The 18,852-nt window shown below is 60.3% G+C and carries 15 protein-coding genes; 2 read left to right on the forward strand and 13 right to left on the reverse strand.

Going from position 1 to position 18,852, the window contains the following annotated elements; translation table 11 throughout:
• The first annotated feature begins 99 nt into the window (after nucleotides 1-99).
• Complete coding sequence (locus JWU58_RS25025; protein WP_206421164.1) at nucleotides 100-753, forward strand: lipopolysaccharide kinase InaA family protein; 654 nt, start codon at nucleotides 100-102, stop codon at nucleotides 751-753.
• A 3-nt stretch (nucleotides 754-756) separates the two neighbouring features.
• Here JWU58_RS25025 and JWU58_RS25030 read toward each other — a convergent pair whose 3' ends face one another.
• From JWU58_RS25030 to JWU58_RS27425, 13 genes are all read right to left on the reverse strand, one after another.
• Nucleotides 757-2,217 (reverse strand): hypothetical protein, encoded by a 1,461-nt coding sequence (locus tag JWU58_RS25030; protein ID WP_123443974.1) that lies wholly within the window; start codon nucleotides 2,215-2,217, stop codon nucleotides 757-759.
• Nucleotides 2,218-2,269: 52 nt separating this feature from the next.
• Nucleotides 2,270-3,178, reverse strand: a complete 909-nt coding sequence (locus JWU58_RS25035) for a glycosyltransferase family 2 protein (protein WP_123443975.1) — start codon at nucleotides 3,176-3,178, stop codon at nucleotides 2,270-2,272.
• Entirely contained in the window at nucleotides 3,171-4,925 is a 1,755-nt protein-coding gene (locus tag JWU58_RS25040) for a carbamoyltransferase family protein (protein ID WP_076565313.1), read from the reverse strand. Before JWU58_RS25040 ends, JWU58_RS25035 begins: the two co-directional genes overlap by 8 nt.
• Before the next feature lie 172 nt (nucleotides 4,926-5,097).
• Nucleotides 5,098-5,412, reverse strand: a complete 315-nt coding sequence (locus JWU58_RS25045; RefSeq protein WP_390896789.1) for a YceK/YidQ family lipoprotein — start codon at nucleotides 5,410-5,412, stop codon at nucleotides 5,098-5,100.
• A gap of 195 nt (nucleotides 5,413-5,607) precedes the next feature.
• Nucleotides 5,608-7,059: a lipopolysaccharide kinase InaA family protein gene (locus JWU58_RS25050; RefSeq protein WP_206421165.1), complete on the reverse strand. Its 1,452-nt coding sequence runs from the start codon at nucleotides 7,057-7,059 to the stop codon at nucleotides 5,608-5,610.
• Nucleotides 7,059-7,811 carry a lipopolysaccharide kinase InaA family protein gene (locus JWU58_RS25055; RefSeq protein ID WP_206421166.1) on the reverse strand — a complete coding sequence of 251 codons (753 nt, stop codon included), beginning with the start codon at nucleotides 7,809-7,811 and terminating at the stop codon, nucleotides 7,059-7,061. Before JWU58_RS25055 ends, JWU58_RS25050 begins: the two co-directional genes overlap by 1 nt.
• A complete protein-coding gene (locus tag JWU58_RS25060) occupies nucleotides 7,808-8,542 on the reverse strand; it encodes a lipopolysaccharide kinase InaA family protein (RefSeq protein ID WP_123443979.1) in 735 nt (244 codons plus the stop codon). The genes JWU58_RS25055 and JWU58_RS25060 overlap by 4 nt, the downstream gene beginning before the upstream one ends.
• Complete coding sequence (gene rfaP / locus JWU58_RS25065; RefSeq protein ID WP_206421167.1) at nucleotides 8,542-9,348, reverse strand: lipopolysaccharide core heptose(I) kinase RfaP; 807 nt, start codon at nucleotides 9,346-9,348, stop codon at nucleotides 8,542-8,544. The genes JWU58_RS25060 and rfaP overlap by 1 nt, the downstream gene beginning before the upstream one ends.
• Nucleotides 9,348-10,469, reverse strand: coding sequence for a glycosyltransferase family 4 protein (locus JWU58_RS25070; RefSeq protein ID WP_206421168.1), 1,122 nt, complete (start codon nucleotides 10,467-10,469; stop codon nucleotides 9,348-9,350). The genes rfaP and JWU58_RS25070 overlap by 1 nt, the downstream gene beginning before the upstream one ends.
• Nucleotides 10,469-11,530 carry a lipopolysaccharide heptosyltransferase I gene (gene waaC / locus JWU58_RS25075; protein ID WP_130902897.1) on the reverse strand — a complete coding sequence of 354 codons (1,062 nt, stop codon included), beginning with the start codon at nucleotides 11,528-11,530 and terminating at the stop codon, nucleotides 10,469-10,471. Before waaC ends, JWU58_RS25070 begins: the two co-directional genes overlap by 1 nt.
• 1 nt (nucleotide 11,531) lies before the next feature.
• The gene (waaF, locus tag JWU58_RS25080) at nucleotides 11,532-12,566 is read right to left on the reverse strand and encodes a lipopolysaccharide heptosyltransferase II (RefSeq protein WP_122508544.1); all 1,035 of its coding nucleotides are present in this window, start codon (nucleotides 12,564-12,566) and stop codon (nucleotides 11,532-11,534) included.
• Nucleotides 12,567-12,875: 309 nt separating this feature from the next.
• Nucleotides 12,876-15,815 carry a bifunctional [glutamate--ammonia ligase]-adenylyl-L-tyrosine phosphorylase/[glutamate--ammonia-ligase] adenylyltransferase gene (gene glnE / locus JWU58_RS25085; RefSeq protein ID WP_206421169.1) on the reverse strand — a complete coding sequence of 980 codons (2,940 nt, stop codon included), beginning with the start codon at nucleotides 15,813-15,815 and terminating at the stop codon, nucleotides 12,876-12,878.
• Entirely contained in the window at nucleotides 15,812-15,937 is a 126-nt protein-coding gene (locus tag JWU58_RS27425) for a hypothetical protein (RefSeq protein WP_256205860.1), read from the reverse strand. Before JWU58_RS27425 ends, glnE begins: the two co-directional genes overlap by 4 nt.
• Nucleotides 15,938-16,199: 262 nt before the next feature.
• On the opposite strand from JWU58_RS27425, the gene aceE reads away from it, so the two are divergent.
• The gene (aceE, locus tag JWU58_RS25090) at nucleotides 16,200-18,845 is read left to right on the forward strand and encodes a pyruvate dehydrogenase (acetyl-transferring), homodimeric type (RefSeq protein ID WP_206421170.1); all 2,646 of its coding nucleotides are present in this window, start codon (nucleotides 16,200-16,202) and stop codon (nucleotides 18,843-18,845) included.
• Nucleotides 18,846-18,852 lie beyond the last annotated feature (7 nt).

Genomic DNA, 18,852 nt, shown 5'->3' on the forward strand with positions numbered 1-18,852 from the left:
GCGATGATATCACAGGCCCTTTTGCGCCGATCAACATCACCGGGCGCCAGCCATTGGGCAAGTCGGTTAAGATAGCCGGCTCACGATGGGGAGTCAGGCATGCAATCGATTGATCACAGCACTTACGAGGCACTGCGCAAGGGTGCTCAGGTACTCGAAGCCGACGGTTCCGGCGACAAGGTGCTCAGGTTGGCCGACGGTCACATGCTCAAGCTGTTCCGCCGCAAACGCCTGCTGAGTTCGGCGCTGTTCTTTCCCTACGCCCAGCGCTTCGCCAACAATACCAAGGCGTTGCAGCAGCGCGGCATCCTCTGTCCGAACGTGATCGCGGTTTATCGCATTCCAAGCATTCAGCGCGATGGCGTGTATTACGCACCGCTGGCGGGCGAAACCGTACGGCAATTGCAGGGCACGCCCGAAGAAACCGAGACGTTGCGCAGTCAGTTGGGGGCATTTATTGCGCAACTGCACGAAAAAGGCGTGTACTTCCGGTCCCTGCACTTCGGCAATGTCGTGCTCACGCCGCAGAATCAGCTCGGATTGATCGACATCGCCGACCTGCGCTGCCAGAGGCGCGCCCTGAGCGACAGCAAGCGACTGCGCAACTTCGCCCACTTGCTGCGCTACAAACAAGACCGGCAATGGCTGCTCGGCAGCGACGCCGGGAGAACTTTTCTTGAGGGTTATCGCCAGGCATTGCCGAGCAAGCGACAAGCTGCGCTGATGGAACGCCTGCGCCTGCTGCTGAATTGAGCCTTACTTGCCGATCACCAGAATCGTCGCACCCTTGCGATTGGCGAAGCGCTCAATGATGCGCATCTTGTGCGCCACCAGCCATTCGCCCAGCCAAGGTTCATCACCTTTCCCCTCGATCAGGAAATAGCGATATTCATCGGCGTGCTCCGGTGACATGGCCTGTTCACGTGTGAGCGTCGGCAATACATAACCGCGCCCGGCGTAATAGCTGATGCGACCGTCTTCGAACCATGCGCTGGTATCAGGTTCGACGTGCGCAGACACCCAGCGACCGGCAGCCACGTAATGGGTCTTGCCTGCACCCGTGGAGATCACATTTGACAGCATCACCAGCAACGCTGCCACGACCAGGACTTTGGTCCAGCGCGGAAACTGCCGGGCAAATGCCGCCAGCGCCATCGCCAGTACCGGTACGAACAGCAAATTCAGGAAACTCAGATAGCGGGCGTTCATGAATTGCTGCTTGATGAAAAACAGCATCAGCACAACGAGATATAGCAGCGCCGCCCAGGCGAAAGGACGATAGTCACGCCAATAAACACCCAATACTCCCCAGTTGCGACGCAGGATAAAGGGCACAGCGAACGGCCCCATCAGCTTGACGAATGTGATCGTCATCGTCGCCAGCAGGCCAAAGAACACGATGCGCCCGGCTTCATCCTGGGAATACTTGTTGATCAGAGAGTTGCCGAACTGTTCGGACAGCATCTGAAACGACTCGTAGACGCCCTGCGGTGCAATCATGTCCAGATACAGAAGGAAGCGCGCCGACATGAAAAAACCGAAGGCCGATGCAACCAGCAGCCCTATTACCGGCAACAGAGCAAACTGCAGCAGACGGGTGCGCTGGCCAGAGCGCCACAGACCCGGCAATTGCCACAGCCCGAGCGCCGGCAATAACAGCAATGCCTCCAGCCGGAACAGCGCAGCAGCCACGATGGCCAAGTGGATCAGACCCGCCCTGATCCAGCCGCCCAAGGCTTGCCAACGCAACGCCTGCCATAACGCCAGCGTGCAGAAAAACCAGAAACCGCATTCGCGGATGATGTCATTTCGAAAGGCATTGACCGCTGGCATCGCCAGCACAATCAGGCACGCCCAGCCGGCAAGCTCGGGAGATCGTCGACGGATACAATCGACCATCAAGGCACTGGTTCCGGCAAAAAACAGAGCGCACCAGAGATAGGCGCTCAACTCCAGCGGCAACAGCAGGAAGCGATGGGTCAGCGCCAGAAGGATGGAGAACCACGGCCAGTCGAAATGCGCCCAGGCCACGTCGACCCCGTGCAAGACAACCTGATGGGCGATATCGATGTACAGCGCGGCATCGCGACCGACCGTTGCGGTACCCCACACGGCGATCAATGAAAGGAGAATGCTTGCCCAGAACGCGACACTGACCGGCCGCTCATCGATTACCCGAGCTGCCTTGACCGCCCATTTACTATCCGTACCTTTCACCCATCCCCCTCAACATCACGCGCCACAGGTACGCAAAAAAACAACAATCGCTTTATTTGAACAGCAGACGCAAGGCTTTGCGCATGTATGACCAGCGCCCGAGGATGCGCCAGTCGGCGCGTAACGCTTGCTTATAGAACGTTTTCGCTAACGCATATTCCCCATGGGAGTAGCAATCTCGGAACAACGACAGACAACGCTGCGCCAGATAAGCCTGGCGCAAATCATGGAACTCTTGTGGCATCCGTTGACCGGAAAAAACTTCAGCAACCACCTGCTCGGTACCCGCTGCCAGGCTCTGGCGCAGATCATGGCGCATGCTGTCGGCGTGCTTGTAAATGAGCGCCAGTGGCTGCTCGATCACCGTGCAGGGAAAGCGCGCCAACACCTGGGCAAACACCGGCAGATCTTCGACATTGCGCAGGTGCTCGGGATAATTGCCCGGTGCGAATACCTCACGATGCATTGCGCAGGCCCCGTTGGAGATCGACACAGTCTTGTCCAGCAGATAGCCCCTGACCCGCTGTCGCACTGTGGCTGGCAACGGCTTGACAGCCTGCAGGCTGCGCTTGCCACCAGAGAAGATCGACCAATGAGCGCCGATGATCATCCGCGTGTCAGGATGACTGGCGATGTGTTGCGATAGCGCTCCAAGAGCACCGGGAGCCATCTCGTCATCTGCATCGAGAAAAATCAGAAATTGCCCGGTGGTTTCCTCGATCCCGCGATTGCGCACTGAAGACAGCCCGCCATTGCTTTGGCGTATGGCACGAAAACGCCCGGCATGTTCGGCCAGCAACGCTTGCATTACCTCAGGCGTCGAGTCAGTGGACCCGTCATCGATAACCAGCAGATCCGCCGTCGCTTCATGCAACTGCAGCAACACCGACTCCACAGCCCGAGGCAGCGAATCGGCGTAGTTGTACGCGGGAATGACGACGCTGATCAGTGTTTCAGTCAAGACCGTTTCCTTGCACGCCTTCTTTGACGACAAGAATATCTTCCATGATCAGATATTGCAGGTCAGAGCCGAAAAACATGTTCAGCGCGTCGGTCGGCGAGCAGATCATCGGCTCGCCGCGACGGTTGAGCGAAGTGTTCAGCGACACGCCATTGCCGGTGAGGTTTTCCAGCGCCTTCATCATGTCGTAGTAGCGCGGGTTGTATTCGCGCTTGAGCACTTGGGCACGGGAAGTACCGTCTTCATGGACAACTTCCGGCACGCGGGTTTTCCATTCTTCGGCGACTTCGAAGGTGAAAGTCATGAATGGTGCCGGGTGGTCGATCTTGATCATCTGCGGCGCGACGGTGTCGAGCATCGACGGGCAGAAAGGCCTCCAGCGCTCGCGGAACTTGATCTGATGGTTGATGCGGTCGGCGACACCGGCCACGCTCGGGCAACCGATGATCGAACGACCACCCAACGCGCGCGGACCGAATTCCATACGGCCCTGGAACCAGGCGACCGGGTTGCCATCGACCATGATCTGGGCGATCTGCTCCGGCATGTTGTCGAGCTTGCGCCAGGTCGGCTTGTTCTCGTGGCGGGCACACGCAGCAATGACGTCTTCGTTGCTATAAGACGGGCCGAGGTAGACGTGTTCCATCTTCTCGACCGGTACGCCACGGGCGTGCGACACGTAAGCGGCAGCGCCGACCGCGGTGCCGGCATCGCCGGACGCAGGCTGTACGAACAGCTCTTTGATGTCGTCGCGGGCGATGATTTTCTGGTTCAGCTTGACGTTCAACGCACAGCCACCGGCGAAAGCCAGTTTGCCGGTTTCCTTGAGCACGTCGCCCAGGTAGTAGTCGATCATCTGCAGCGCCAGCTTCTCGAACAGCGCTTGCATGCTCGCGGCGTAGTGGATGTAAGGCTCATCAGCGATGTCGCCTTCGCGCTTCGGACCCAGCCACTCGATCAGCTTCGGCGAGAAGTAGAAACCCTTGCCCTTCTCTTTATAGCGACGCAGGCCGATGACGTTGGCGTAGTCGGTGTTGATCACCAGTTCGCCATTCTCGAACGAGGCCAGACGCGAGAAATCGTACTTGCTGGCATCGCCGTACGGCGCCATGCCCATGACCTTGAACTCGCCGTCGAGCATCTCGAAACCGAGGAATTCAGTGATCGCACCGTACAAACCACCGAGGGAATCCGGGTCGAAGAATTCCTTGATCTTGTGGATCTTGCCGTTTTCGCCGTAACCGAAGAAGGTCGTGGCGTATTCACCCTTGCCGTCGATGCCGAGAATCGCGGTTTTCTCTTTGAAACCCGAGCAGTGATAGGCGCTGGAGGCGTGAGCCAAGTGATGTTCGACCGGCTCGATCTTGATTTTCTTCGGATCGAAGCCCAGTTGCTCGAGGCACCAGACGATCTTGTTGCGATAGCGCTTGTAGCGGCGGTTGCCCATCAGGATCGCATCAAGAGCGCGATCCGGGGCGTACCAGTAGCGCTTGGCGTAGTGCCAGCGGGCCTTGCCGAACAGGCTGATCGGAGCGAAAGGAATCGCCACCACATCAACGTCGGAAGGTTTGATGCCGGCTTGCTCGAGGCAGAATTTCGCCGATTCGTAGGGCATGCGGTTCTTTGCATGTTTATCGCGTACGAAGCGCTCTTCCTCAGCCGCCGCGACCAGCTTGCCGTCGATGTACAACGCTGCGGAAGGATCATGGCTAAGGGCGCCGGACAGGCCAAGAATCGTCAATGCCACAGGGGTCTAGCCTCTTTAGTCTGCATGCAGGCGCGATGCGCCTTGAAAATTGATGTGCCCTCGCACAGGGCGAGTGACAGCTAAAGGGCGGGATTATAGCGTAAACATGACGGGAATTACCTTGTGCGAATTGCCACCTGCACGATTGGTCCGAATCAACAGGTTCAACGACTCAATAGCCGTCTTTGCGCCAGTAAATACTCAGATTTGAATCGGTAATCTGCCGATAGACAGTGTAAGGCAGCGAAAGTGTATCGAACACGGCAGACAGCGGAAGATCGAACAACACAAACGGCGCCAGCATTCCCGTAGGATCAGGCGGCGCATTCAGAGTGCAAAAATCGAAGGCCAGGCCACTGTAGATGCGCGGAATCGATTGGCAGTAGGTCTTCTTTTTGCGCAGGTCACGGGCAGCATCGGCGTCGCCCTGTAAAACGGTCGAGACACTGCCACAGCCTGAGAGCACCACAGAAATTACGCCCAGCATCAGAATTTTTTTCGTGCTCAAGATTCGCCCTCCGAGATCGTCAGGCAAATTAGCATCGAGCCCGAGCAGGGCACAGTTCATGGCTTCTGGAGAAGTTGTAGGACAGATCGCTGTATTTTGTCCGCTACTGCCCACAGACTCCGTTTCGCAGTGGACCGGGTCCTTTGCAAGAACCAGTCTGCTCGTGAGAAGGAATCACCCCGCGCTGGAGACTCCTTTCGGCAGCCGCTCATCAATGACCCGATACAACGCGCTACTTTCAGGCCAGTTGCGCATGAACCGCGCGCGATCGCGGGCGTAGGCCGGGGCGAAACTGCCAACCGAGGCGTGCTGACACATCGAGTCGAGGTCGATCAGCGCCCAGCGATCCGCCTGCCAGAACAGGTTGTGGCCCTTGAAATCGCCATGGCTGATACGCTCGGCGATCAATCGGGCAAACAGTTGATCCAGCGCCTGCAACTCGGCTTCCGGCGCCTGACCGCTCTCAACGTAGGGTGCAAAGCGCTCGATGATGTCTGGTCCCGGCAGGAACTCGGTCACCAGATAGGCACTGCGACGCAGCCAAAGGAAACGCCTTTCCAGTACCGCCAGCGGTTTCGGCGTGGCGATGCCAAGGAACGCCAGGCGATTGCCCTCACGCCACGAATGCCAGGCCCGACTCGGACGCCAGAAGCGTTTGAGCCAATGGGCGAAATTCTTGATGTTGTAGCGCTTGATAACCAGAGCCCGCCCGGCTATCTCGACTTTGCCGACGCTGGCCGCGCCGCCGGTCTTGTACAGGTGCCCCTGATCAAGCAAGGCGTCAGCCTGCTCAAGCACCGGCAGCATGGCAGCTTCTTCTTCACGGCGAACGGCGCGCAGGCCAAATGCACCGCGCTGCACGGCGAACAACGTGCAGTCGCGGCCGACCTTGATCAGATAATCCCTGAGTCGCCAGTTGCGCACCTTGTCGATCTGTTTCTGCAACGCCTCCAGCGGCAACGCATGTTCGCTGTTGCTCAGCAGGTAGTACACCAGCAGTTCTTCGGTGAACGGTTCGAGTGATTTTGGCAACTGAGCGAAAAACACCCCGAGGTTTTCCAGCACTTTTTGTCGGGACAGTGGCTGCCCCGCCGCTTCCGCACGAACTCCGGCGCCATCGATCAGGTACAACTGACCGCCGTGACGCAGCAGATTGTCCAGGTGCAGATCTTCCTGCCAGAGTCCTTTGCCATGCATCCGACCGATCGCATCCAGCGCTTCGGCCAAAACGGCGGTTTGCTCATCGGCCAGCGCCCGCAGAGACTCGACCTTGGCCCACGCATCACCGAGGCTCTCGGCGCCCTCGAGGAATTCGAAGAGCAGCCAGCCGCCCTCACCGTCTTTCAGTCCATCGGCCAACAGCAGCGGCGTGGTCAGGCCTTGCGCAGCGAGCAGGCGCACACCATTCAGCTCCCGCTGAAAATGCCGGGCGGCCTTGCTGCCGACCAGCAACTTGGCCAACACCGGCCGACCGCGCCAGACGCCGGCGCCAACATAGCGCTGCCCGGGCAACACCCGCAGCAGGTTCAGCAACTGTAAATCCGCAGCACCGGCGGCGTCCGCCAGGGTCACGGTCAGTGGCAGTGAAGGTGCACGCCCGGAGCGGGCCAGCTCGGACAATTGCATCAGCGGGTCTCCTTGTGGCTGCGCCGCGCTGTCAGTCGGCTCAGCCAGCTGTCGAGCAGAGAGCTGTCAGTCGGCTGGTCGAGATAAGCCGCAAGCAATTGGCGCAAGTCGGCCTCGCTCCACTGCGGCGCGCGACGTTGCAACGGTTCCAGATCCTTGACCCGATCACGCATGCCGAACAGCAGCGGCCGGGTTTTCTCCAGATCGATCAGTTGCGCCTCATAGCCGTCGCCGGTGGCGCGCAGGAATATGTGCTTGGGATAGAAACAGCCATGCACCTGACGTGCACCGTGCAGCTGCCGCGCCAGCAAACCGCAAGCCCTGAGGATGGCCGAATGTTGCGCGGCACCGAGCTGTGCCCAGCGCGCCAGCAACGAATCCAGGTCACTCCAGCCATCCAGGGCGCGGGTGAGCAGAATGGCGCGCACTTCCCCGGCAACCTTGCGCTCACCGAAAAAAGCCGCCTGCAACGCCGGAATGCCCAACTTGCGATAACGGCTGATGTTGCGAAATTCGCGGGCAAAGCTTGGCTCGCCAAACGGCGCGTGCAAAGTTCGGGTCAGATAATTGCTCTGGCGCTTGAGGTAATAGCCCTGGCCTTCAAGATCCAGGCGGAACACGCTGCTCCAGCCGCCACCGGCAGTGTTGGGCTCATCCACAGCTTCAAGCTGTTTGGCCCACAGTGCGTCGAAATTGCCGAGACCGTGGCGCTCCAGCAGTGCACGGTCCTGTTCGGCGAGAAAATCAGTCATTCACGTCCCTCAAAAAATCTCACCACGTGCCGAATCCGTTTCTTGTCGGCGACATCGAGCCGATCGCACTGGCGGTATTGCTTATAGAAGCGCAGGCGCTGGGTATTGGACAGGTGATATTTGGCCAGCTTATCGAGACAGGCGAGGTCCTTGGTGATCCGGTACTTGAGCCAGAAGCCGCGCCAGAACTCACCGTTCGGGCAATCGATGAGGAAGATGCGCGCCTGATCGTCGATCAGCAGATTGCGCCATTTCAAATCGTTATGCGTAAACCGATGGTCGTGCATGGTCCGGGTGTAGCCAGCCAGTTGCCGGCTGACACCGTCGACCCAGGCGCGATCCTTGAGCCTGGAATCCTTGCGCTCGGCCAGTGCCGAGAGGTCTTCGGTATTGGGCAGCTCACGGGTGATCATCGCGCCCCGATCGTAGGCCGCGCCCCGCCGCTCCAGCCCCCAGGCCACCACCTCGGCAGTGGGGATGCCCCACTTGGCGAAGCGCTTGAGGTTCTGCCATTCCATTTTTACCCGCGGCTTGCCGAGGTAACGGCGCAGGCCCTTACCGGCGCCAACGTAGCGTTTGACGTAGTAATTGACCCCGTCGCGCTGCACCCGAACCACCTCCGACAGCGGATCGCGGGTCAGGCGTTCGCCCTGCAAGGCAAACACAGCTTCGAGGCTGCCGAAATCTTCGGCGAGGTCGCTGTACTGCGGCTCCAGTGTCCAGCCCGCCATCAGAGCGCATCCCCGTAACGCTGTTTGCGCGCGTAGAGCTTGTCGGCCTTGCCTTGCAGCCAGCTCAGCAGTGGCGCCTCTTCTGCCAGAATCTGCCGCAGCGGTTGCTGGAAGTAGCCCTTGAGGAAACGCAGTTTGTCGCGACGGGTCAGGCCGATGTCCAGCGCGGAGAAGTACAGCGCCGCCAGATCCTTGTTGCGCCAGCGCTGAGTGATTTTCGCGCGGGTCTGGGCTCGGTGCAGATCGATCACCGACAGTTTGAAATCCTGCGGCGTGACCGGTTTGTCGGTGTGCAACAGGAAATGGCAGATGTAGCAGTCGCGGTGATTGACCCCGGCGCGGTGCATCATCCCGGCCATCCGCGCGACTTCGGCAATCAATGCGCGCTTGAGTGTTGGCTCCGGCGGCTGCTTGACCCAGTCAATGCTGAAGTCTTCGAGGCTGATGGTCGGCGCCAGCTCTTCGGTGACGATGAACGAATGCTGATCCGCCGGGTTGCGGCCCTTCTCGCCGTAGGCGACGGCGGTCATGGTCGGCACGCCAACTTCCTGAAGGCGCTGGATGGCCTTCCACTCTTGCCCGGCGCCGAGCACCGGCAGCTTGGCGGTCAGCAGATTCTTGAAGATTTCGCCCCAACCGATGCCACGGTGGATCTTGACGAAAAAACCATGGCCGTCGACTTCCGTGCGCAATGTCCGGCGCGCTTCCAGCTCGCGGTATACCTCGCCCTGCAAGCCTTCGACTGCGGCGAACGGGTCGCGTCCGGCCCATAGGCTTTTGAACGGTTCAGCCAGCATCAACTTCATTAAGCGTGCTCCGCCAGAATCACATCCGCCGCGTGCTGCGGCATGCTGTAGAGGTCGGCCGTCTCGGCGAAGGCCAGACCGTTGCGGCTCCAGGCCGCACGTGCAGCGTCGTTGCTCAACATCTCGGTCAGGTATTGCGTCAGCTGCGCCTGCTCGAACGGCTCGTCCAGCACTCGCCCGGCATCGGCCTCGGCAATGTAATGGGCGTAGCCGCAGACCGCGCTGACCAACACCGGCAAACCGGCCACCAGCGCTTCAAGCAGCACGGTACCGGTGTTTTCGTTGTAGGCCGGGTGAATCAACAGGTCGGCGCCGAGCAGAAAACGCGGGATATCGCTGCGCCCTTTGAGGAAGGTCACATTGTCGCCCAGGCCGAGCGTCGCACTCTGCATCTGGAACAATTTGGGGTCATCCTGGCCGATTACAAACAGCCGGGTGCGTTTTCTCAACTCGGCCGGCAGCGCGGCCAGCGCCTTGAGGCTGCGATCGACACCCTTGGTCTTGAAGCCGGAGCCGATCTGCACCAGCAGCAACTCGTCGTCCTTGAGATTGAATTCAGCGCGGAAACCGGCGCGAATCTCATCGGCATCCGCCGGCCGCCGACGATCCTGGGCAATGCCCGGCGGCAGCAAGTGGAAGCGCTCGAGCGGCGTGTCGTAATGCTTGATGAACAGCGGTTGCTGCACTTCGGAAATCATCAGCACTTCGGTCTTCGCGTCTTTGGCGAACACCGCGCGCTCGTACTCGGCGAAGTGGCGATAGCGACCCCAGCGGCGATACAGCGAGTTGCGCAGGTTCTGCGCCTTGTCTTCGAAGCAGCCGTCGGCGGCGTAGTAGACGTCCAGGCCCGGCATCTTGTTGAAACCGATCAGACGATCGACCGGACGCTTGGCCAGATCCGCGGCCATCCACGCGCTGAGCTTTTCATTGCGACGGTGATTGAAGAACGCCTTGACCGGCGCCACCAGCACTTCGAAACCCGGCGGCACGTCGCCTTCCCAGATCAGCGTGTAGACGCGAATCTGATGGCCGCGCTTCTGGCATTCGAGGGCGATGCGCATGAAGTCACGCTGCAAGCCACCGAACGGGAAATATTTGTACAGGACAAATGCCAATTGCATCAGCGCAACTCCTCAGCCATTAACAACGTGCTCAGTCGGCTGGCGACACGCTCGGGGTTCACACGCGTGAAGCACAAAGGCTGCTCGCGTATCAGGTCAAACTGACGGGCATCCTGCTCGGTCGGTTGATAGGTACATTTTTTCTGCATGCAGGGCGCGCACGGGAAGTCGCTGGCCAGATGAATCTGCAGCTTGCCGTAGGCGCCGGTGAGGCCCGGGTTGGTCGGGCCGAACAACGAAATCGTCGGTACATCCAGCGCAGCGGCCAGATGGCCGAGCCCGGTGTCCACCGCCACGCAGGCTTGCGCGCCGGCGAGGACTTTGCCGACGCCGGCCAGATTAAGCTTCGGCAGCACTTCGGCGTGTTTGAAGCCGGCAGCGATGCGTTCGGCGCGGGCCTTTTCCTGCGGGTTGCCCCACGGCAGCTTCACGCCAACGCCGAGGTAGCCGACCCGCTCGGTCAGCTCGCGCCAGTAGATTTCCGGCCAGTGCTTGGTATCCCAAGTGGTGCCGTGGAGGAACACCACGTAAGCGTTCCTGCGTGGCAACTCGACCAGTCGCTCGACGTTGAGGCCGTAATCGCCGAGGCCTTTGGGCAAGTCGTAACCCAGAGCGATGGCGAATAACTGGCGTACGCGCTCGACGGCGTGCTGGCCTCGGGCGACAGCGAGTTTACGATCGTAGAAGCGCGCAGCCATCGGCTCGCGCGCGGAAGTTTTATCGAGGCCGGCCACCGGGGCTTTGACGTAGCGGGTCAGCCAAGCACTTTTCAGCAGGCCTTGAGCGTCGATCACCAGATCGTATTTATTGGCGCGCACGCTTTGCTTGAAGCGTTTCCACTCGCCGCCGGTGATGGTTTTCCACAAATTCTTGCGCCAGCGGCGGATCGCCACCGGAATCACTTTATCGACCGCCGGGTGCCAGCTCGGAATCTCGGCGAAGCCTTCTTCCACCACCCAGTCGAACTTGATGCCCGGGATCGCGCGTGCAGCGTCGGTCAGCGCCGGCAACGCGTGAATCACGTCGCCCAGCGATGAAGTCTTGATCAGCAATACCCGCAAGTTAATGAACCTCGACCACGGAGCCCTGCAACTTCTGCAAGGCATCGTTGACCGCGTCCGGCATCAGCTGGCGCAGGCAGTTGTAATGGCCGAACCGGCAAGTGCGATCGAAGCACGGGCTGCATTCGATGCCCAGGCGCACGATCTCGACCTGCTCGGCCAGCGGCGGGGTGAAGCCCGGCGAGGTCGAGCCGTACACCGCGACCAGCGGACGATTCAATGCCGCAGCGACGTGCATCAGGCCGGAATCGTTGGATACAACCGAATCAGCGCATGACAGCAGGTCAATGGCCTCGGCCAGCGAGGTACCGCCGCTGAGGTTGACCGATTCTTCACGCAGGCCCGGGATCAAACGTGCGCGGATATCTTCGCCGACCGCGTGATCGTTTTTCGAGCCGAACAGCCATACCTGCCAGCCTTCGCGGATGCGCGCTTCGGCGACCTTGGCGTAGTGCTCGGACGGCCAGCGCTTGGATTCGCCAAACTCGGCGCCGGGGCACAGGGCCAGGACCGGGCGATCAAGGCTCAGGCCGAATTTGGCCAGTGCCGCTTCGCGGGTCACCGGGTCGATTTGCAGACTCGGGCGCGGGTACGGCTTCGGCAGCTCGGCGTTCGCTTCATAGGCCAGCGCCATGAAGCGCTCGATCATAAGCGGGTAGCGTTCTTTGTCGAGAGTGCGCACGTCGTTGAGCAGGCCATAGCGGAACTCGCCACGCCAGCCAGTGCGTTTCGGAATGCCGGCAAAAAACGGCACCAGTGCCGATTTCAGCGAGTTGGGCAGCAGGATCGCCTGATCGTACTGACCGCGCAGGGACTTGCCGATGCGTCGGCGCGTCGCCAGTTCCAGCGCGCCGTGGCCGAGCGGGAAGCTCAAGGCCTTGCGCACTTCGGGCATGCGCTCGAGGATCGGCCGGCTCCATTCAGGCGCCAGCACGTCGATTGCGCATTGCGGGTGGCGTTGCTTGAGACACTGAAACAGTGTCTGCGCCATCACCATGTCACCGACCCAACTGGGCCCAACGATCAGAATATTCATGTGGTTTCCAAAAACGAACCGGGGAGGCATTTACGCCTCCCCGCCTCGATAATCATTGTGGAAGCGGCGCTGCTGGCGATGGGTCATTTCCTTCAACATGACTGTCGACTGTCACTCCACTATCGCGAGCAGGCTCACTCCTACATTGTTTTGCATCTGTTCACATCACTGCGCTCAGCGCAGATCACTGTGGGAGCGAGCCTGCTCGCGAAAGGGCCGGCACGTTCAACATTGCTGTTGACTGACACTCCGCGTTCGCGAGCAGGCTCGCTCCCACCGTTTGAATCTCATTGCGTTCATTGGCGCGTTTCAGCTTAGCCCCAACTCACGCCAAATCCGCAAAACCTGCCGGCGTTCGTCGGCAAACTGGTCGCCCGGTATCACCCCGGCGTCCTTCTGCAAGGCCTGCCGGTGGGCGGCGGAGCGGTAGGCCTTGTAGGCCTCACGCAACAGACTGGCATCTTCGGCGGGCATCAGCCCTTCGTGTTCCAGCTCTTCCAGAATGCGGATGTTATCGGTCCAGCGGAGCAGCGGTGGATGGCTGTGCGACCACGCCAGGGCCGCGTATTGCACCATAAATTCAATATCGACGATACCTCCGGCGTCCTGCTTGAGGTCAAACGGCACGCCCGCGTCGAACGCATTCGCCGCCGTGCCGGCCGCGGTGCTGCGGGTACCGAGGTTGTCGCGCATCTTCGCGCGCATCTCGCTGACTTCCTGTTGCAGTTTGGCCAGATCCCGTGGTTTGCCCAATACCTGCGCGCGTACTTTCTCGAAGGCCTGGCCAACATCCTGACTGCCCACCAGCACCCGCGCGCGCACCAAGGCCTGATGCTCCCAGGTCCAGGCTTCGTTTTCCTGATAGCGGGCGAACGCGCCGAGGGAACTCACCAGCAACCCGGAAGCGCCGGAAGGACGCAGGCGCATATCCACTTCATACAGCTGGCCGGAGTTGGTCTGCGCCGTGAGCAAATGAATGATCCGCTGCCCCAAACGCGTGAAGAACTGCGCACCGTCGATGGATTTCGGCCCGTCGGTTTCCGCCTGCGGATCACCGTCATGGATGAACACCAGATCCAGATCGGAACCATGCCCCAATTCGATACCGCCGACTTTGCCATAACCGACAATGATGAAGCCGGGATCGCACAGCGTACCGTCGGTGCGCAGCGGCGTGCCGTACTTGGCCACGGTCTGCCGCCAGGCCAGGGCCAGCACTTGTTCGAGAATCGCCTCGGCCAGCCAGGTCAGGTAATCGCTGACTTTCATCAACGGCAGGCTGCCGGCGATTTCCGAGGCGGCGACGCGCAAGCGGTGCGCCAGTTTGAAATGGCGCAGGGCTTCCATTTGCTGCTCGAGGTCGTCTTCGGGAATTCGCGTCAGGCGTTCGCGCAACTCGGCCGCCAGTTCCGGCGCCAGCGGCGGCTTGAACAGCCGACCTTCGTTGAGCAATTCGTCGAGCAGCAACGGGAAGCGCGTGATCTGCTCGGCAATCCACGGGCTCGCCGCACACAAGGTCAGCAGGCGACGCAGCGCACCGGGGTTTTCCGTGAGCAAAACCAGATACGCCGAACGCCGCGCCACCGCTTCCACCAGTGGCAGCACGCGCTCGAGCACCAGATCGGGATTGTCGTGCTCCACCGCTTGCGCAAGCAGTCGCGGAATAAAAGCATCGAGACGCTCGCGCCCCAGCCGCTGCATCGCGCGCAGTTGCGGACTGCCGCGCAAACCGGCCAGCGCCTTCAGGGCTTTGCCGGCATCGACGAAACCGCCCTCCTGCAACTGCCGGCACGCGGCCTCTTCGTCCTGTTCTTCCTCCCACAGCGGCAGCCATTCACCACCGACCACCACTTCGCTTTCGCTGCCCTCTTCCTCATCGGGATCGGCGATCACCTGGGCGAAATGCCAGGCCACGCGCCCGCGCCAGTACATCAGTTGTTCATGGAACACCGACCAATCGGCGAAGCCCAGCATGAAGGCGATGCGCGCCTGATCCTGAGCGCTGTCCGGCAGCATCTGCGTCTGACGGTCGGCAATCGCTTGAATGGCATGTTCGGTGTAACGCAGAAACTCGTACCCTTCGCGCAATTCACTGACCACCGCCGGCGGCAGATAGCCCTGCCCTTCCAGCGTGCTCAGCACCTTTAATAGAGGACGCTGTTGCAGGCTCAGGTCGCGGCCACCGTGGATCAATTGAAAGGCCTGAGCGATGAACTCGACTTCACGAATGCCGCCGGAGCCGAGCTTGATGTTGTCGGCCATGCCCTTGCGCCGCACTTCCTGCTGGATCAACTGCTTCATGGTGCGCAGCGCTTCGATTGCCGAGAAGTCCAGATAGCGCCGATAAACGAACGGCCGCAGCATGTCGAGCAACTGCGCGCCGGCAACCTGATCGCCAGCCACCACCCGCGCCTTGATCATCGCGTAGCGTTCCCAGTCGCGGCCCTGATCCTGGTAATACTGCTCCAGCGCGTTGAAGCTGAGCACCAGCGCACCGGACGATCCGTATGGACGCAGGCGCATGTCGACGCGGAAGACGAAGCCGTCGACGGTCATCGGATCCAGCGCCTTGATCAGACGCTGGCCGAGGCGGATGAAGAATTCCTGATTATCCAGCGAGCGTTTCACGCCGACGGTTTCGCCGCCTTCGGGGTAGGCGAAGATCAGGTCGATGTCGGAAGACAGATTCAGCTCGACCGCGCCGAGTTTGCCCATGCCGAGGATGACCATCTGCTGCGGCTCACCGCTGCGCCGCCCGGTCGGCGTGCCGAACTGCTCGCAGTGGCGGCTGTACAGCCATTGATAAGCCTGATCGATGGTGGCGTCGGCCATGTCCGAGAGGTCGCGGCAGGTCTGCACCAGATCGGCCTGGCGGGTCAGGTCGCGCCAGATGATCCGCACCTGATGGCGTGCGCGCTGGCGGCGCAAGGCGCGGCCGAGTTCGTCTTCGCTCTGCGCGCTGTTCACGGCGGCGGCGATCTGTGCGCACAGTTCGCCGGGCGCAAACGCTCGATCAAGTTCGCCGGACGCCACCAGCGACAACAACATCAAAGGGTCACGAATGCTCTGTTCAATGACAAATTCGCTGGCGGCCGTGACGCGGGCGAATTGCGCCCAGCGTTCCGACGTCCAGTTCGACAGGCCGTGATCGTCTTCAAGGGCGGCGACGGACGTACGGAACGACTGCTCGGATCGGCTGACCAACGGCAGGAGAATGGCGGGCAGTTCGGCAAGCACGGGCAGGGTCATGGTCTATCCTTGATCGGCGTATTGAGGGCCGCTTGTAGTGAATGATGAAAACCCGCTACGTGAAGGACTGTCGAACAAAAGTTAGAAATAGCTGAAATTTCTTCTTCTTTGGCATCCAGCATCAAACTTTCACCTTATTCGGATGGAAATCGACCCGCCTTAACGATTATTCTCACAACGCAGTCGGAGGACACAAGCCTTTCATCTGTAGTTTTACTACTCGTCTATACATTCGAAAGGCTGAAATGCCGGAAGATTTGTAGTAAAACTACACGCCGCCGGAACAACCTGTCGGCAATCCAAGAATTTTAAATCGTCTGCCCACAAGGCCAGTCGCAAACTCAGGCAACCGATTCTGGAAGCCTTTCCGCCCTGGAGCAAGCCATGCAAGACCTCGATCCCGTCGAAACCCAGGAATGGCTGGACGCCCTGGAATCGGTTCTCGACAAAGAAGGCGAAGACCGTGCTCACTATCTGATGACCCGTATGGGCGAACTCGCGACCCGCAGCGGCTCGCAGCTCCCTTACGCGATCACCACGCCTTACCGCAACACGATCCCCGTTACCCACGAAGCACGCATGCCTGGCGACCTGTTCATGGAACGCCGCATTCGCTCGCTGGTACGCTGGAACGCGATGGCCATGGTAATGCGCACGAACCTGCGAGATTCGGACCTGGGTGGTCACATCTCCAGCTTCGCTTCCAGTGCGACCCTGTATGACATCGGCTTCAACTATTTCTTCCAGGCCCCGACCGACGAACACGGCGGCGACCTGATCTACTTCCAGGGCCACACCTCGCCAGGCGTTTACGCCCGTGCATTCATGGAAGGCCGCATCACCGAAGACCAGATGAACAACTTCCGTCAGGAAGTCGATGGTCAAGGCCTGTCGTCCTATCCGCACCCTTGGCTGATGCCTGACTTCTGGCAGTTCCCCACCGTATCGATGGGTCTGGGTCCGATCCAGGCGATCTACCAGGCGCGCTTCATGAAGTACCTGGAGCACCGCGGTTTCATCCAGCCGGGCAAACAGAAAGTCTGGTGCTTCCTCGGCGACGGCGAGTGCGACGAGCCGGAATCCCTGGGCGCGATCTCCCTGGCCGGCCGCGAGAAGCTGGACAACCTGATCTTCGTCATCAACTGCAACCTGCAGCGCCTCGACGGCCCGGTTCGCGGCAACGGCAAGATCATCCAGGAACTCGAAGGCGTGTTCCGTGGTGCACAGTGGAACGTGACCAAAGTCATCTGGGGCCGTTTCTGGGACCCGCTGCTGGCCAAAGACGTCGACGGTATCCTGCAACGCCGCATGGACGAAGTCATCGACGGCGAGTACCAGAACTACAAAGCCAAAGACGGCGCGTTCGTTCGCGAGCATTTCTTCAACACGCCTGAACTCAAGGCAATGGTTGCCGATCTGTCCGACGACGAGATCTGGAAACTCAACCGTGGCGGCCACGACCCGTACAAGGTCTACGCGGCCTACCACGAAGCGGTCAACCACAAGGAACAACCGACCGTCATCCTCGCCAAGACCATCAAGGGTTATGGCACCGGTGCCGGCGAAGCGAAGAACACTGCGCACAACACCAAGAAAGTCGATGTCGACAGCCTGAAGCTGTTCCGCGACCGCTTCGACATCCCGGTCAAGGACGAAGAGCTGGAGAACCTGCCGTTCTTCAAGCCAGAGCCAAACAGCGCCGAAGGCCGCTACTTGGCCGAGCGTCGTGCTGCACTGGGCGGTTTCGTGCCGCAGCGCCGTGCGCAGAGCTTCAGCGTACCGACTCCGGATCTGGACACCCTCAAAGCCATCCTCGATGGCTCGGGCGACCGTGAAATTTCCACCACCATGGCTTTCGTGCGGATCCTCGCGCAATTGGTCAAGGACAAGGAAATCGGCCCGCGCATCGTCCCGATCATCCCGGACGAAGCCCGTACCTTCGGTATGGAAGGCATGTTCCGTCAGCTGGGTATCTACTCCTCCGTCGGCCAGCTCTACGAGCCAGTCGATAAAGACCAGGTGATGTTCTACAAGGAAGACCAGAAAGGTCAGATCCTTGAAGAAGGCATCAACGAAGCCGGCGCCATGAGCTCGTTCATCGCTGCCGGTACTTCGTACTCCAGCCACAACCAGCCGATGCTGCCGTTCTACATCTTCTACTCGATGTTCGGCTTCCAGCGTATCGGCGACCTGGCCTGGGCCGCTGGCGACAGCCGTACCCGTGGCTTCCTGATCGGCGGCACCGCTGGCCGTACCACCCTGAACGGTGAAGGTCTGCAGCACGAAGACGGTCACAGCCACTTGCTGGCCGCGACCATCCCGAACTGCCGCACCTACGATCCGACCTACGGCTACGAGCTGGCGGTGATCATTCAGGACGGCATGAAGAAGATGACCGAAGAGCAACAGGACATCTTCTACTACATCACCGTGATGAACGAGTCGTACCAGCAGCCAGCCATGCCGGCCGGTGCCGAAGAAGGCATCAAGAAAGGCATGTACCTGCTCGAGGAAGACACCCGCGATGCGGCGCACCACGTTCAGCTGATGGGCTCCGGCACCATCCTGCGCGAAGTGCGTGAAGCGGCGAAGATCCTGCGTGAAGAGTTCAACATCGGCGCTGACGTGTGGAGCGTTACCAGCTTCAACGAACTGCGTCGCGACGGCCTCGCTGTAGAGCGCAGCAACCGTCTCAAGCCTGGCCAGAAGCCTAAGCTGAGCTACGTCGAAGAGTGCCTGAACGGCCGTAAAGGTCCGGTCATTGCTTCTACCGACTACATGAAGCTGTTCGCCGAGCAGATCCGTCAGTGGGTACCGTCCAAGGAATTCAAAGTCCTGGGCACCGACGGTTTCGGCCGCAGCGACAGCCGCAAGAAACTGCGTCATTTCTTCGAAGTCGACCGTCATTTCGTGGTGTTGGCAGCCCTGGAAGCACTGGCTGACCGTGGTGATATCGAACCTAAGGTTGTGGCCGAAGCCATCGCCAAGTTCGGCATCGACCCGGAAAAACGCAACCCACTGGACTGCTGAGGAGACA

Source organism: Pseudomonas atacamensis (assembly GCF_017167965.1).
GTDB classification, from domain to species: domain Bacteria; phylum Pseudomonadota; class Gammaproteobacteria; order Pseudomonadales; family Pseudomonadaceae; genus Aquipseudomonas; species Aquipseudomonas atacamensis.